The sequence below is a fragment of the Nocardia flavorosea genome, from assembly GCF_015477805.1.
Taxonomy (GTDB): Bacteria; Actinomycetota; Actinomycetes; order Mycobacteriales; family Mycobacteriaceae; genus Nocardia; species Nocardia flavorosea_A.
The window spans coordinates 57,350-71,419 of sequence record NZ_JADLQL010000001.1; the positions used below are offsets into that span (position 1 = coordinate 57,350).

The 14,070-nt window shown below is 67.0% G+C and carries 13 protein-coding genes and 1 pseudogene; 11 read left to right on the forward strand and 3 right to left on the reverse strand.

Going from position 1 to position 14,070, the window contains the following annotated elements; translation table 11 throughout:
* The first annotated feature begins 599 nt into the window (after nucleotides 1-599).
* Nucleotides 600-1,289, forward strand: coding sequence for an MspA family porin (locus tag IU448_RS00275; RefSeq protein ID WP_195053473.1), 690 nt, complete (start codon nucleotides 600-602; stop codon nucleotides 1,287-1,289).
* A 62-nt stretch (nucleotides 1,290-1,351) separates the two neighbouring features.
* A complete protein-coding gene (locus tag IU448_RS00280) occupies nucleotides 1,352-2,005 on the forward strand; it encodes an MspA family porin (RefSeq protein WP_195053474.1) in 654 nt (217 codons plus the stop codon).
* 141 nt (nucleotides 2,006-2,146) lie between these two features.
* Here IU448_RS00280 and IU448_RS00285 read toward each other — a convergent pair.
* The 3 genes and pseudogenes from IU448_RS00285 to IU448_RS00295 all read right to left on the reverse strand — a co-directional run bounded on the left by IU448_RS00285 (nucleotide 2,147) and on the right by IU448_RS00295 (nucleotide 4,345).
* Nucleotides 2,147-2,981: pseudogene (locus IU448_RS00285) on the reverse strand (mycofactocin-coupled SDR family oxidoreductase).
* The gene (locus IU448_RS00290; RefSeq protein WP_195053475.1) at nucleotides 2,981-3,697 is read right to left on the reverse strand and encodes an SDR family oxidoreductase; all 717 of its coding nucleotides are present in this window, start codon (nucleotides 3,695-3,697) and stop codon (nucleotides 2,981-2,983) included. The pseudogene IU448_RS00285 and the gene IU448_RS00290 overlap by 1 nt, the downstream one beginning before the upstream one ends.
* A gap of 120 nt (nucleotides 3,698-3,817) precedes the next feature.
* The gene (locus IU448_RS00295) at nucleotides 3,818-4,345 is read right to left on the reverse strand and encodes a thioesterase family protein (RefSeq protein ID WP_195053476.1); all 528 of its coding nucleotides are present in this window, start codon (nucleotides 4,343-4,345) and stop codon (nucleotides 3,818-3,820) included.
* Nucleotides 4,346-4,707: 362 nt separating this feature from the next.
* Between IU448_RS00295 and IU448_RS00300 the strand changes: the two genes are divergently transcribed.
* From IU448_RS00300 to IU448_RS00340, 9 genes are all read left to right on the forward strand, one after another.
* Entirely contained in the window at nucleotides 4,708-5,235 is a 528-nt protein-coding gene (locus tag IU448_RS00300) for a VOC family protein (protein ID WP_195053477.1), read from the forward strand.
* A gap of 553 nt (nucleotides 5,236-5,788) precedes the next feature.
* Entirely contained in the window at nucleotides 5,789-6,583 is a 795-nt protein-coding gene (locus IU448_RS00305; RefSeq protein ID WP_195053478.1) for an SDR family NAD(P)-dependent oxidoreductase, read from the forward strand.
* A gap of 56 nt (nucleotides 6,584-6,639) precedes the next feature.
* A complete protein-coding gene (locus IU448_RS00310) occupies nucleotides 6,640-7,383 on the forward strand; it encodes an SDR family NAD(P)-dependent oxidoreductase (protein WP_195053479.1) in 744 nt (247 codons plus the stop codon).
* Between the two features lie 3 nt (nucleotides 7,384-7,386).
* Entirely contained in the window at nucleotides 7,387-7,809 is a 423-nt protein-coding gene (locus IU448_RS00315; protein ID WP_195053480.1) for an SDR family oxidoreductase, read from the forward strand.
* Between the two features lie 189 nt (nucleotides 7,810-7,998).
* Entirely contained in the window at nucleotides 7,999-9,237 is a 1,239-nt protein-coding gene (locus tag IU448_RS00320; protein WP_228811970.1) for an amidohydrolase family protein, read from the forward strand.
* A complete protein-coding gene (locus IU448_RS00325) occupies nucleotides 9,234-10,094 on the forward strand; it encodes an SDR family NAD(P)-dependent oxidoreductase (protein WP_195053481.1) in 861 nt (286 codons plus the stop codon). Before IU448_RS00320 ends, IU448_RS00325 begins: the two co-directional genes overlap by 4 nt.
* Entirely contained in the window at nucleotides 10,091-10,957 is an 867-nt protein-coding gene (locus IU448_RS00330) for an amidohydrolase family protein (protein ID WP_195053482.1), read from the forward strand. Before IU448_RS00325 ends, IU448_RS00330 begins: the two co-directional genes overlap by 4 nt.
* 6 nt (nucleotides 10,958-10,963) lie before the next feature.
* Nucleotides 10,964-13,165, forward strand: a complete 2,202-nt coding sequence (locus IU448_RS00335; protein ID WP_195053483.1) for an acyl-CoA dehydrogenase — start codon at nucleotides 10,964-10,966, stop codon at nucleotides 13,163-13,165.
* Between the two features lie 233 nt (nucleotides 13,166-13,398).
* On the forward strand, nucleotides 13,399-14,016 hold the full coding sequence (locus tag IU448_RS00340; RefSeq protein WP_195054938.1) for a TetR family transcriptional regulator: 618 nt from the start codon (nucleotides 13,399-13,401) through the stop codon (nucleotides 14,014-14,016).
* Nucleotides 14,017-14,070 lie beyond the last annotated feature (54 nt).

The window sequence follows — 14,070 nt, forward strand, 5'->3', positions numbered from 1 at the left end:
GCGGGAGTGGCGATGGTCTCTTTCGTACCGGCGACTTAATGTCGGTGGCGAATCGACCGGAATACACCGGCGTCACGAAGAGGTTTTCGCTGCGTGGTGTTCGCACCGGTCGAGGTAAACGGTTGCCGACCGCTACGCAGCGGCCGGTCCGCGTATTTCCGCCACCCGCCTGATCGGCCGGACGAGAATCGCGGGCCGGTGGCCGCGGACCTCCGCATACGCGCGTGTATTCGCGCGCTTCGCGGCCGGCGGAGGAGAAGAAGGGAACGTCATGACCGCGACCCAATCCTTATAGCCCGGTTCGTTGCGGTGTTCTGCCCACCGGCCGAAATATCGGACGGCGGGCGTATCGCCACGCCCTGATCACCGGCGCGGCGATATCGTCGCATCCATTGTGCCGAACCCCGAATGAATCCGTTCGGCGGATCGTAATCGCTTCGCCCAGACAATTTACTGTTGCCGGGAATTTTCGTGTGCTCATTCTCCCGACTATGAGCACGACCTGTGGCGTAGTGGCCTGTCCATATTCTTCCGGTGACATTCCGGAAAAAATTGCCGATGCCGGCATGTCCGCTTTCGATCGAGATGAGGGTCAACAGATGAAAGCAAATGTCCCACGCTACCCGTATGCCCGTGGCGTCCGTCGCGGTACGCGCCTGGGCGGCGTAAGTGCGGTATTCGCGACCGTCGGAGTGCTGGCCGCCGGCCACGCCGCGGCCGATACCTTCGTACCGCTTCCCGACGGCCACCAGGCCGCTCCCGGGGCGACGATCAGTCGTACGGGCGAACACGCGGTGGTGTCACCGTCGATGGCCGCCAACGGTGCGGGCCGAGTGGTGTGGGTATCGGGCACCGTCACCGCCGATGTCGTCCATACACCGACGGTCGAACGCCCGGGACCCTATTCGACACCGGCGGATATGCCCGGTACGAACAATTCGTCGACCCACGGCGCCTCGCAGGTCAGCACCGGCTATATCGTGGGTTGCCAGGTCAGCATCGGCGACAGGGCCGTCACCGCAGGACTTTCCGGAAATGCCAGCACGAACGGTGGCGGATTGAGTGGTTCAGTCGGCATCCAGCTCGGCCCGGGGGAGGTGGAATTCGTCCGGGTCGGTTTCAAAGATATTCTGAAGCCGGGTGTCTACAGTCTCGGATACCGGGATTTCGAGATAGAAATCCAGGGTTGTGGCGGTTACGCGCAGGCCAGGGCCTACACGGTGGTGGAAATCATCGGCGATCATTATTCGAAGACCACTCTCTACGGGGCGCCGTTCAGTATCGGATGAGCCGGATCCGATACCGGCCGCTCATCTTCTCGACATGTAATGAACCCGGAGAGGTTTACGCAATGATGAATCCCGAAAAACTCGTCCGCGCCGCTTTCGTGGCGGCCGCATCGGTGGGGTTGCTGACCACCGGCACCGCCGGCGCCGACACCTTCGTACCGCTGCCCGGGGCAGCGGTCACCGAAACTCTCGGTGACGGCACCACCGTCACACTGCGCGTCGTCGGTGAGTCGGCCACGATCAGCCCGTCCATGGGCGCCACCCCCTTGCACCGCAATGCCTGGGTGTCGGGCAGCGCCCAGGTCGAACTCTCGGCGCCGGCACGCTCCAAGATCAAACCCGGCTATGTGGTCGGCTGCCAGGTGAATATCGCCGGCGGCGGTGCCAACGGTGGTGCGAACTACAACAGCGATTGGGCGGGCGAGAACCAGTCGGCCGGCACCAGTCTCGGCGGGAACCTGAGTCTGGGACCGGGGCAGGCCAAGAAGTTCTACCTGCTGGACCTGGAAGCCCCCGACGCTTTCGGTTCGGAATCGCATCGGCCCTTCTCGTCGATCGCCGGTACCAACGGCAGCGTGAGCTGGCACAACAGCACCATCGGGCTGTCGGGTTGCGCGGGCTACGCGCAGGCCAGGGTGTTCACCGAGGTGGAGGTCGAAACGGCTACCGCCAAGGAGATCGTCACCGTATGGGGTCAGCCGTTCAGTCTCGGCTGAGAGCGCCGCAGCCCCGGGGCCCACCGCGCGGTGGGCCCCGGGCATTCCAGTACCGGTCGGCGCGGGTAACGAAATCCTGTTCCCGCAGCCATACTGCGCATTCTTGCCGCTCGCGACCCGACCACCTGCGCGCGAGGCCGCCTACTTCACGCAGTGACCGGCGTCCACCGGAAGGGTGACACCGGTGATGAAACGCGATTCGTCCGACGCCAGGAACAGACTGGCGTTGGCGATGTCATCCGGTTCGATGAAGGCTGTCGGTAGCAGATGCATGGAGCGTAGGCCGTTCTCGAACTGCTCTTGCGTCGGATCGTCTTCGCCCGGGCAGAACGTCCGCATTGTCGAGGCATTCTGGATCATCGTGGTCCGGGTGTTCGCGGGGTGCACGGTGTTGACGCGTACGTGGTGTGGAGCCAATTCCTGGGCCAGTGATTTCATCAACCCGACCACGCCGTGCTTCGCGGCCGTGTAGTGACCGACGTTCATCAGGCCGCGGAGCCCGGCGATCGAACTGACCAGCACGATGGATCCACCCCGGCCACCGGCGAGGATATGGGGAATACCGGTCTTGCAGGTACGCCATACCCCGGTGAGGTTCACGTCCAGCATCGTCTGCCAGCGGTGGGAATCCAGCGCGACGGCGGGTGCGGCCGAGCTGATACCCGCGGTGGCACAGATGAGGTCCAACCGGCCCAGCGTGGCGACGCCGGTGCCGACCGCGGAATCGAGTTCGCCGGGGTCGCGCACATCGGTCTGCGATAGCGTGAATGCGACGGCCGAGCGCCTCCACCGCGCGGACGGTTTCCGCGAGATCGTCCGGCGTGGCCCCGGGGGTCGTCGAATGCTCGACCGGGCGGCAGATATCGAGTGCGATGATATCGGCGCCTTCCTCGGCGAACCGCACCGCCTGGGCGCGCCCGATACCGCGCGCGGCGCCGGTTACCAGGGCGACCTTGCCCGTGAGCCGTCCACTCATCACGCCACCTTCTGGGTGAGTCCGGCGTCGACGATCATCTGCAGGCCGGTGATACAACGGGATTCGTCGGATGCGAGGAACAGGACGGCATCGGCGACGTCGCCGGGCTCGACCTCGACCGGTAGCAGCGCCGCGGTAGCACGGGGGCACGAATGGACGGTGTTGACTCTGATGTGCTGTGGCGCCAGTTCGTTGGCCAGCGTTCTGGCCAGCCCGGTCACCGCATGCTCGGCTGCCGAACTGTGTGATGCCGCCGGAACGGATTTCACGGCGGCCGTGGAACTCACGAAGACCACCGACCCGCCGGCCGTGCTCATCGACGCAATGCCTGCCTTCGCGATCTGCCAAGCGCCGGTGACGATCGTGTCCAGTGTGCGGTGCCAGGTGTCGTCGTCGATCTCCCACGAGGGAGCGTGGGAGCCGGGCGTCCCGGTGATCGCCACGACGCTGCCGAGCGGGCCGAGCTCATCGGCACCGGCCTGTACCGCGGCCGCGACTGCGGCGGTATCGCTGGGATCGGCCATACCGGTTACGGCCCGGCGTCCGAGTGCGCGCACCAGTTCCGCGGTGGCTGCCAGGCCGGCTTCCGAGTTGTGACCGGGCCGGTCCAGCGCCACGATATCGGCGCCTTCCCCGGCCAGCCGCAGCGCGCACGCCCGCCCGGGCTGCCGGCCCGCTCCCGTGATCAACGCGACCTTCCCGGACATTCTCGTCATGGCGTCGGTTCTCCGATCCGGTGACTCACCTGCGGCGTCTTCTCCTGGGTCCGGGTGAGGTTATGCGATGAGGACGGCAGGTCCGTGCCGTTTTTCCACCGAGTGGGACGTTGCGCGCTGTTACGTGAGTGGCGAGCGTGCTCGTGGTCCGCGTACCACCCGGCCGATGCCCTCGGGAAGCCCGGCGGCGGTCTGGATCCGGCTGAACTCCGCCAGGTAACGCTGCCGGTCGGCGGTCATCGGGGCGGAACGCCGAGTGGTCAGGTCGAAGTGCAGGTCCAGTTGTTCACCGACCGCTACCCGGCGCTGTGTGTCCAGGCTGAACACCTCGTGCAAAACGTGAATACGTTTGTCGTCGGCGCCCAGCAGCCAGGAACGGATCTCGAGTTCGTCGCCACGCCGCACCTCGCGCTCGTATCCGAGCGAAGACTGGACCACAACCTTGCCCAGTCCGGTTTGCTCGACGTAGTCGCCGCCCATTCCGATGAGCGCGCTGAACTCCGCCTGCCCCCGGTAGACGATGATGCCGTAATACATGGCATTCATATGATCGTTGAAGTCGATCCACGAATCCTGCACCCGGCATCGGAAAGAGGTGACCGGCCCCTGCGGCACCTGGTCGAGTGGTATCGCGTCCGCCGAAATCATGGGCCTCCTCCGCATCCGGACCACCGGGCCCGACGGCAACCGGTGGACAACTCCGGAACGTATCGACCGGACGATCATGTTGTCTGTCCGGTTACCGGTGAGTGGAAACATCCGGCGGCGCGGGCCGGCCGTCGACCGGGCTGTATCGCCGACAGCGCCCGCACGAGGGTTGGAACGGCCGTGGCAATCGAATACATCGGATACTCGGCGAAACCGCGGCGGATCGGCCGGTGCGGTGTCCTGGTCGTCGGGAAGACCGGTGATAGCGCCGGCCGGGTGACGCATGATGGTGCAGATGTGGGTCCGCCACCGCTGCCGGCGGCCGGGCGGACGAAACCTACGGCCGAGGAGGTCCACCGGATATGCGCGGAATCAACCATATCGTCCTGTACGTTTCCGATCTCGCGCGCAGTCTGTCCTTCTACGAGCAAGTACTCGGGTTCCAGCGGCTTCCCGGTGGCTTTCCCGGTGGCGCGTTCCTGCGGCACGCCGGCTCGGCCAACGATCACGACCTGGGGTTGTTCGAATCCCGTAGCGCGGCCGTCCCGGCGCCTGGATCGGTCGGGATGTATCACGTGGCGTGGGAGGTCGAGACACTGGCCGACCTCGTGGCGGCGCGGCAGCGGCTGTCCGAGGCCGGAGCGTTGACGGGTGCGGGCGATCACGGCTCGACCAAGGCGCTGTACGGCCGCGACCCCGACGGTATCGAATTCGAGGTGTGCTGGCTAGTCCCCGACGAGCAGGTCGAGGAAGCGCTGCGGGGTGCGTCGATGACCGCGCCACTGGATCTCGCGGCCGAGATCGAACGGTACGGCGCGAACACCGCGGGCGGTCCGCGCACCGACCCGGCAGTATGGGCGAGGGTCGCGGCGATGCGCACCGCTGAATAGGGGTCATCCCACACCTGCGGGCCGCAGCGACCGCATATTGCCCGTCTGCCGGTATCCGCGTGCTCCGGTCGGGTAGGTCGCGGATCGCTACCGCCGGGAGTTTCGATGAAGTCGGGATACCGCGCGCCCAACCCCGGAGAAACCGGAGGGCACGCCGGCACGGCCGCGGTCGGTCCGGCCGGTTGTCTCTGTTGCGCGGTGGGGGCGGTCCGGCGTCGGACATGAACGGGCCGGCGATCGCCGAAATTCGAAACCGCCGATGAGCAGTGGCGAAGCCGGCCACGAACACATCGCGGGCGTCGCGATGGGACCGGAAGCGATAGACCCGCGATCCCGATGAATGCGGGTCGCCCGCGGTGGTTCGCGACCCGGCGGTCGATGCCGCGTGCCGGGGCCGCGCCTGATCCGGGCACGCGCCCGAATCCATTCAGTGGGAGTCGGCACCGCACGGTGCGCTGCCGACTCTAGCCTCGACAGCGGTTCTTCCGGGGGTGCCATCAGCCTGAGTGGATGAGGTGTGAGCCCGGTTTCGACTCGGAACGAGGAGAGAAACATGGATATGCAGAAGTATGGGCCGTGGGCCGTTATCGCGGGCGGATCCGAGGGGGTCGGGGCCGAATTCGCGACCCAGCTCGCCGAGCAGGGGATGAACCTGGTGCTGCTGGCGCGCAAGCCGGAGCCGCTGGAAGCCACCGCCGCGGCCTGCCGCGCTCACGGCGCCGAGGTGCGGACACTGTCGGTCGATCTGCTGGCCGCGGATGCGTTCGACCGGATCCGGGAGGCCACCGATGATCTCGAGGTCGGCCTGTTCATCTACAACGCGGGCGCCAACACCTACGGGCACGAATTCGTGACCGGTGATCTCGACCGCTTCCAGGACGTCATCGACCTGAACATCACTGCCCAGCTGAAACTGGTGCAACATTTCGGCGCGCCCATGCGGGAACGGCGCCGGGGCGGGCTACTACTGGTGGGTTCGCTGAGCGGTTATCTGGGATCGGCGCAGATCAGTGTCTATTCGGCGGTCAAATCGTTCTGCCGCACCTTCGCCGAAGGACTGTGGCTGGAGATGAAGGACTACGACGTCGACGTCCTGGAGTTGGTGCTGGGGCTCACCCGTACACCGGCCATGGACCGGGCGGGCCTGAAGATGGACCGGCCCGGGCTGCTGGTCTCCGAACCCCGCGATGTCGCGGCCCAGGGTCTGGCGAACCTCGCCAATGGCCCCGTCGTCGTGGTGAAGCAGTTCGAGGCGGCCGCCGAGAAGAACAGCGGGCACAACCGGGCCGAGCTGCTGCTGGAGGCGCGTGCCTCGGCGAAGAAGCTGCTTCCGCCGCCGACCGAATGATGCTGCTACCGCGGCAATTCGGTTGAAACAGTAGTTTCCGGACGGAAGGAACACACGTGAGACTCGACGGAAGAGTCGCGATCGTCACCGGCGGAGCCGGTGGTATCGGCCGCGGGATCGTGCGGGCTTTCACCGACGAGGGAGCGTCGGTCGTCTTCGCCGATATCAACGCCGAGGCGGGGCGGGCACTGGAGCAGGAACTCCCGGGCCGGGCGAAGTATGTCGATATCGATATCGCGCAAGCGGGCAGCGCCGAGAAGATCTGTGCGGCAGCGATCGAGACCTTCGGCGCGTTGCATATCCTGGTCAACAATGCCCACGCCTCGCGGCAGGCCCCGCTGGTCGACACCACGCAGGAGATGTTCGACCTGTCGTTCGATACCGGGTTCTACCCGACGGTGCGGCTGATGCAGGCCGCGTACCCGCATCTTCGGGAGACCGCGGGCACCGTGATCAATTTCGCGTCCGGTGCCGGCATCGAGGGGCAGGCCACCCAGGCTTCCTACGCCGCGGCGAAGGAGGCGATCCGGGCAGTCAGCCGCGTGGCGGCCAACGAATGGGCCGCCGACAACATCACTGTGAACGTCATCTCGCCGCTGGCGCTCACCGAAGGGGTGCGCGCGTATATCGAGGCGAATCCCGGTGTCGAAGATGCCATGCTGAGCCGGGTCCCCTTGCGGCGCTTCGGTGATCCACAACAGGATATCGGGCGCGTCGCGGTGTTTCTGGCGAGCGCGGACGCCGACTACATGACCGGTCAGACGCTCATGGTCGACGGCGGGACCCAGAAACTCCGATAGTCGGTGCGCAATCGGATATTCGGCCGGACCGCGCCCTCGGTCGCCTACGCCGCATCCGAGATCGCGGTGACCCGCCGGGCCCGGCATCACGCCGTGACGGTGGAATGGGCGGGTGCGGGGATCCGGCCCGATGTGCTCGCGCCTGGTGCCATCCTGGCACCGCTACTGAAGAAGCAGCTCGCCGATGCCGGCCACCGAGCGGCTCCCGCGGCCGATCGGTGGTTTCGCCGGACGCCGGCGATCTGGCGGGACCGGGTGGTCTTCATACTGTCGGATGCTGCGCGGTTCCTGTGCGGGATTGTTGTTTTCGTGGACAGCGGCAGCGACGCGTGTTTCCGGGCCGACGGCCGGCCGCACGCTGTTCCGTTCCGGCGTCTCCCCGCCTGTCTGCGGCATCTCCGCGGCTTCGGCGTGGCCGGCCGGTAGCGAAACCGGTGGAACCCCGGCCGCGTCATCAGCTTCTTTCGAAGCCACGGCCTCGAGTAGCATCGTTTCATGTAGAAGCATGTTCTATGTAAGTGTGTCTGCGAGTATTGACAATCGCCTGTTGTTCAGCGATTCTCCAATTGTAGCTAGAACGCGGTTTCAATAACGATTCTTCGACCGGGAGTGTCCATGGTGACAACAGAAACGCCCTACATTCTCATCTCCGCAGACAGCCATGCCGGCGCCGATCACGCCACCTACCGCTCGTACCTCGAATCGAAGTGGCAGAGCGAATTCGACGAGTGGCGTGGCGGGTACAAGAACCCCTACCGCGACCTCGTCGACGACGGACGAACCCGCAACTGGGACAACGAGCGTCGCCTGCGTGAAACGCAGGATGACGGAACCGTGGGCGAGGTGCTGTTCCCGAACACGGTGCCGCCGTTCTTTCCCAGTGCCGCCGTATTGGCGGGGCCGCCGCGCGCCGAGGACTTCGAGAAGCGTCTGGCCGGGATCCGGGCCCACAATCGCTGGCTGAAGGATTTCTGCGCCGACGCCCCCGCCCAGCGTGCAGGTGTCGGGCAAGTGTTCCTGAACGATGTCGACGAGGCGATAGCCGATGTGAAATGGATCAAGGACAACGGACTGCGCGGCGGGATCCTGCTCCCGAACCTGGCGCCGGACGTCAAGTGGATCAAACCGTTGTACGACCCGTCCTATGACAGGCTCTGGGCAGTCTGTGAGGAGCTAGGTGTTCCGGTCAACAGTCACGCGGGCAGCGGGCTACCGGACTACGGCCGGTACAAGACCGCGTCTCTGCTCTACATCAACGAGGTGGGCTTCTACTCGATGCGCCCGCTGGTCCAGATGATCCTCTCGGGCGTCTTCGAACGGTTCCCGCGGCTGAAGTTCGCCGTATCCGAGCAGGGCTGCGCATGGGCACCGGATCTGATGCGCCAACTGGACACCGTGGATCTGCGCGTCAAGCGCACCGGACGGATCGGTGAGCTCTTCTACAGCGAGGACGAGCAGTTGCCGCTGCGTCCCAGCGAGTACTTCCGGCGCAATGTATGGGTCGGCGCGACGATGCCGTCGGCGCAGGACATGGCCGCGCGCGACACCCTCGGTGCGGGCAAGTTCATGTGGGGCAGCGACTACCCGCACAACGAGGGCACCTACCCCTTCACGCGGGAATGCATCCGCCAGGTGATGCACGACGTCGCCGAGACAGAGCTGCGGAAGCTGCTCGCCGCGAACGCCGCCGAGCTGTACGACTTCGATCTCGAGGCGCTGGCGCCACTGGCGGCGAAGTACGGGCCCACACCGTCGGAGGTGGCCCGGCCACTCGACGCACTGCCGGAGAACCCCAACGATGTGCTGCTGCGCGAAACGTTCGCGCGCGAACTCGCGGTGGAGCTCGGCGCGTGACGGGTCGTCTGCAGGGGCGGCGGGCGATCGTCACCGGCGCGAGCCGCGGCATCGGAGCGGGTATCGCGCAGCGGCTCGCGGCGGAGGGCGCGGCGGTCGCGATCGTGGCGCGCACGCTCGACGATGGCGATTCCCCGCTGGAAGGCTCCCTGCGCAAGACCGCCGAACTGATCGCGGGCGGCGGCGGCAGCGTCGCGACAGTACAAGCGAGCCTGCAGGATCCGGCATCCCGCGCGCGTATCGTCCCGGCGGCCGAACGCGCGCTGGGCGGGCCGATCGACATCCTCGTCAACAACGCCGCTGCCGCGATCTTCCAGCCGCTGCGGGACTACCCGGCCAAGCGTGCGCACCTGACATTCGAGGTGAACGTGCACGCGCCGCTCGACCTTGCGCAGCGGGTGATCCCCGGCATGCGGGAGCGCGGCGCGGGCTGGATCGTCAACATCACCAGCGGCACGGCACACATCCGGCCCGTCGAACCACTGCCTGCGGGTGCCGCCGACCCGGACGCGGACGTGCACGGCACCGCGCTCTACGGCGCGAGCAAGGCGGCGCAGGATCGTCTCACCGCGGGCCTGGCCGCGGAACTGAACGGCACCGGCATCCGAGTGAATGCGGTCCGCCCCCGCTCGGCGGTAGCGACGCCCGCAGCGCTGGCGGTGGCGTCGAACATGGTCGGCTCCCGGTGGTTCGTGCCCGAGCCGCTCGAGGAAATGGTCGAGGCCGTGCTGTGGCAGTGCGATTGCGGCCCCGACTATACGGGCAACGTCGAAGCGAGCCTGGATATCCTCGAACGCGAACGCGTCACGGTCCGTGATCTGAACGGCGTGACAATCCGGAAGGAGCCGGCCGTATGACTCCGTACAACGGCATCCCGATCATCGACACACATATCGGATTCCGTGAATCCGGCGCCGACGAGTACGCCTTCATCAAGCGTCAGACGAAGGACCGGGAGAGCCGGGACGAATTCAGCATGCCCGCCCAGTACATGTTCAAGGGCGTACCCGGCGACCTCGACACCGGCGATCCGATTTCGGTGACGCTGCGCGAGATGGACAAGCACGGTATCGAGATCGGGATGGTCAGTATGGCCAAGGAGTCGGGGCAGCGGGCGGTCCGCCTCCACCCGGACCGGTTCGTGCCGCAGGGGTCGGCGGTCGACCCCAACGACATCATGGGCACGCTGAACCGGATGACCCGGGAATACGAGCAGTTCGGCATTGTCTCGGTGAGTTCCTTTGCGGCGGGCACATTCCCACAGGTCGCGCTCAACGCCCCGCAGATGTACCCGCTCTACGCCAAATGTGTCGAACTCGGCATTCCGATCTTCGCCTGCGCCGGGATCGCCGGACCGCGGGTCAAGTCCGCGGTGCAGCACGTCGAACTGATCGACGATGTGATGTTCGATTTCCCGGATCTGGTCTTCGTTACGCGGCACGGTTGCGAGCCGTGGGAGGATCTGGCGGTCAAACTGATGCTGAAGTGGCCGAATCTCTACTATTCGACGTCCGCGTTCGCGCCCAAGCACTATCCGAAGGCCATCGTCGACTACGCCAACACCCGCGGCGCCCACAAGATCATCTACGCCGGGTACTTCCCGGCCGGACTGACGTTGGACCGGATCTTCGGCGATATGCCGAAGGTGCCTTTCGATGCCGGTGTCTGGCCCAAGTTCCTGCACGAGAATGCCCGCAAGGTGCTGAAGCTGAAAGGTTGATCCGGCATGGCGATCGGTATCGGACCCGACCACGACGCGCTCGCAGACTCTCTGGCGCGCTTCGCCGCGCGGGCCACACCCGTTCATCGGACCCGGTTGCAGTTCGCGCAACTCGCGAGGGGCGAGCGGCCGGCCCACTGGGACCAGCTGGGGGCCATGGGTATTCCGTCGCTGCACCTCGCCGAGGAGTTCGGCGGTGCCGGCGCGGGTCTGCTGGAACTCGCGGTAGCGCTGGAACAGTCGGGACACGGCCTCATCCCGGGCCCGCTGCTGCCGACGGTCACCGCGAGCGCCGTGGTCCAGGCGCACGGCACCAATGCCGCGCGCAAGGAGTGGCTGCCGCGCTTCGCCGCCGGCGCTACCGGCGCGTGCGGGCTGGAACCCGGAACCGTCACGCTCGCGGGAGACGGCGACGAGATCACCGCTTCCGGGACCACCGTCCCGATCCTGGGTGCCGTCGGCGCCGACGTACTGGTACTGGCCGGTCGGTGCGAGGACACGGTTGTCTGGTTCGTGGTCCCCGCGGACCTCGACGGGATCGGCTGCACCGCAGAAGAAGGTGTCGATCTCACCCGCGATATCGGACGGATCCAGCTGTCGGAGGTCAGAGTTGCCGCCGAGCACATCCTCGGCGCAGTGCCGGACGAGGTGGCGTCACTGGCGGCCGTCCTGGGGTGCGCCGAATCCGTCGGGATTGCCCGCTGGGCGCAGGAGACGAGCCTGGCGTACGCGAAGATTCGCGAGCAGTTCGGCCGGCCGATCGGGTCGTACCAGGCGATCAAGCACAAATGCGCGCAGCTGTTCATCCGGCTCGAGGTGCTGACCGGCGCCGTGTGGGATGCGGCGACGGCCGCGGACGGCGGCGACCCGCAGCAGGCGGCCCTCGCCGCGGCACGGGCGGCGACGGTGTGCCGCCGCGAGGCCGTCGATATGGTCCTGGACAGCCTGACGTTGCTGGGCGGTATCGGCAATACGTGGGAGCACGACATCCACCTGTACTGGCGGCGGGCAGCGAGCCTGCTGGCGCTCGGGGGCTCGCCGGAAGAGTGGGCCCGCCGCGCCGGTGACCTGGCACTGACCACCGAGCGCCACACCGCTCTCGGCATCGAGGACCGCCCGAAGTTCCGGGCCGGAGTATCCGCGACCATCGCCGAGGCGGCCGCGCTGGATCCGCCGGCGGCGCGGGTGCTGCTCGCCGACCGTGGCCTGGTGGCGCCGCACTATCCAGCACCGTACGGGCTGAGTGCGGATACTGCCGGACAGCTCATCGTCGCCGAGGAGTTCGACCGCGCGGGGATGCCCCAGCCCACCACCGTCATCGGCGAGTGGGCGCTGCCGTCGATCCTTCAGTACGGAACCGACGACCAGATGGCGCGGCTCGTCGCCCCGACCCTGCGCGGCGAGATCGTGTGGTGCCAGTTGTTCTCCGAGCCCGGTGCCGGCTCCGATCTGGCATCGCTCACCACGTCCGCCACCAAGGTGGCGGGCGGCTGGCGCATCGACGGCCGGAAGGTGTGGACCTCCAAAGCGCACGAGGCGCACTGGGGAATCTGTCTGGCCCGCACCGATCGGGACGCCCCCAAGCATCGGGGAATCGGTTTCTTCCTGGTCGATATGAGCGCACCGGGTGTGGAGGTGCGGCCGTTGCGGGAGGCCAACGGCGACAGCATGTTCAACGAGGTTGCGCTCGAGGCCGTGTTCGTACCCGACGCCGACCTGGTCGGCGCGCCGGGGGAGGGCTGGAAGGTGGCGCGCACGACGCTGGCGAACGAGCGGGTAGCGATGGGCACCACCCCGGTTGCCGGCAACTACCGTTTCGACCCGGTCGAGGTCGTCCGCGCGCTCGACCCCGCCGCCCGGTCGGAGGCGCTGCCGGCACTCGGCCGGATCACCTCCGGCACCGGCGCTCTCGACGCCGTCGCGCACCGCAGCATTCTCCAGCGGCTTTCGGGCTCGGCGCCCGGTGTCGAGGCCAGCGTGCTCAAAGCCGCTTCCGCCCGGCACATCACCGACGCCGCCGCGCAGGTGTTCGAGTGGTTCGGGTCCGAGGCGGCCGTCGGCAGCCTCGGACCAGACGTTGCCGGTGGCGGACGGGCGGCCAAGGCCTACCTGTCGACGCCGTCGCTGTTGATCGGCGGCGGCACACTCGAGATTCAGCTGAATGTGATCGCCGAGCAGATCCTCGGCCTGCCGAGGGACCCGCGGTGAACCGGGTGCCGACCGGATCACCGGTCGTGTCCTGGTTGCCCATGGCGACCGTATCGACGTGATGGTGGCTTCGGCCGGTCGAGACGAGCCTGCGCTCGGCATCGTGGAGGAGTCAGGGCGAGTGACATACGACGTACCGGGCGGGTACCTTGCGCGCCCCCGGCAGCGGGCCAGGGGATCGCGAGGTGACGACCACTAGGCTGCTCCCCGTGACCGATTCCGTTGCTGTGCCGATGAGCCCCGACGATATGACCGCCGGGCAGCGCGAACGTCGGCGGCATGTGCTCGAAACCGTGATCGGGATGCTCGCCGAGATGAGTCCGGACCGGATTCAGATGCGCGAGATCTCCGAGCGGTCGGGTGTTGCGCTCGGCACGCTCTATCGGTACTTTCCGGCGAAGCAGCATGTGCTTGCGGCGTCCATGGCCGCCTGGAACGAGATTCTCGCCGAGCGTCTCGCCCAGGAGAAGGCCGCGGGCGGCCGGGCACACGGCTCGGTGCTCGATCGGGTCGCCGACCTCTATACCCGGCAGATGAAAGCGTTCCAGCGCGGACCGAATTTCGCGCGCCTGGAAGTGGAACTACAGACCTCGGAAGACCCGTATGTCCGTGACACCCTCGACGAGCGGTCGGCGGCGAACCGCAGGGCCCTTTTCGAGTTGATGGACGGTGTTCCGGCCGAGCGCGCGAGGCTGGCGTCGCTGTCGATCGGCAGCACGATGCTCAATTCACTGGTCCTGTGGACCACCGGACGGATCGGATACCCCGAGGCCCTGCGCAATGTCGTGGATGTCTGTCACCTCGTGCTCGCCGATTACGCCGGCGCGGACGCCGACGCCCGGCTGCGGTGACCACCCGGTCACCGCAGCGGTGGCCGGGTTGGCCGGCTACCGCCGCTCAGCGGG

Excerpts from the sequence above, each read along its gene's own strand:
- IU448_RS00340 (WP_195054938.1), top strand. The coding sequence starts at position 13,399 with ATGAGCCCCGACGATATGACCGCCGGGCAGCGCGAACGTCGGCGGCAT.
- IU448_RS00275 (WP_195053473.1), top strand. The coding sequence starts at position 600 with ATGAAAGCAAATGTCCCACGCTACCCGTATGCCCGTGGCGTCCGTCGC.
- IU448_RS00320 (WP_228811970.1), top strand. The coding sequence starts at position 7,999 with ATGGTGACAACAGAAACGCCCTACATTCTCATCTCCGCAGACAGCCAT.
- IU448_RS00290 (WP_195053475.1), bottom strand. The coding sequence starts at position 3,697 with ATGACGAGAATGTCCGGGAAGGTCGCGTTGATCACGGGAGCGGGCCGG.
- IU448_RS00305 (WP_195053478.1), top strand. The coding sequence starts at position 5,789 with ATGGATATGCAGAAGTATGGGCCGTGGGCCGTTATCGCGGGCGGATCC.
- IU448_RS00330 (WP_195053482.1), top strand. The coding sequence starts at position 10,091 with ATGACTCCGTACAACGGCATCCCGATCATCGACACACATATCGGATTC.
- IU448_RS00335 (WP_195053483.1), top strand. The coding sequence starts at position 10,964 with ATGGCGATCGGTATCGGACCCGACCACGACGCGCTCGCAGACTCTCTG.
- IU448_RS00280 (WP_195053474.1), top strand. The coding sequence starts at position 1,352 with ATGATGAATCCCGAAAAACTCGTCCGCGCCGCTTTCGTGGCGGCCGCA.
- IU448_RS00300 (WP_195053477.1), top strand. The coding sequence starts at position 4,708 with ATGCGCGGAATCAACCATATCGTCCTGTACGTTTCCGATCTCGCGCGC.
- IU448_RS00295 (WP_195053476.1), bottom strand. The coding sequence starts at position 4,345 with ATGATTTCGGCGGACGCGATACCACTCGACCAGGTGCCGCAGGGGCCG.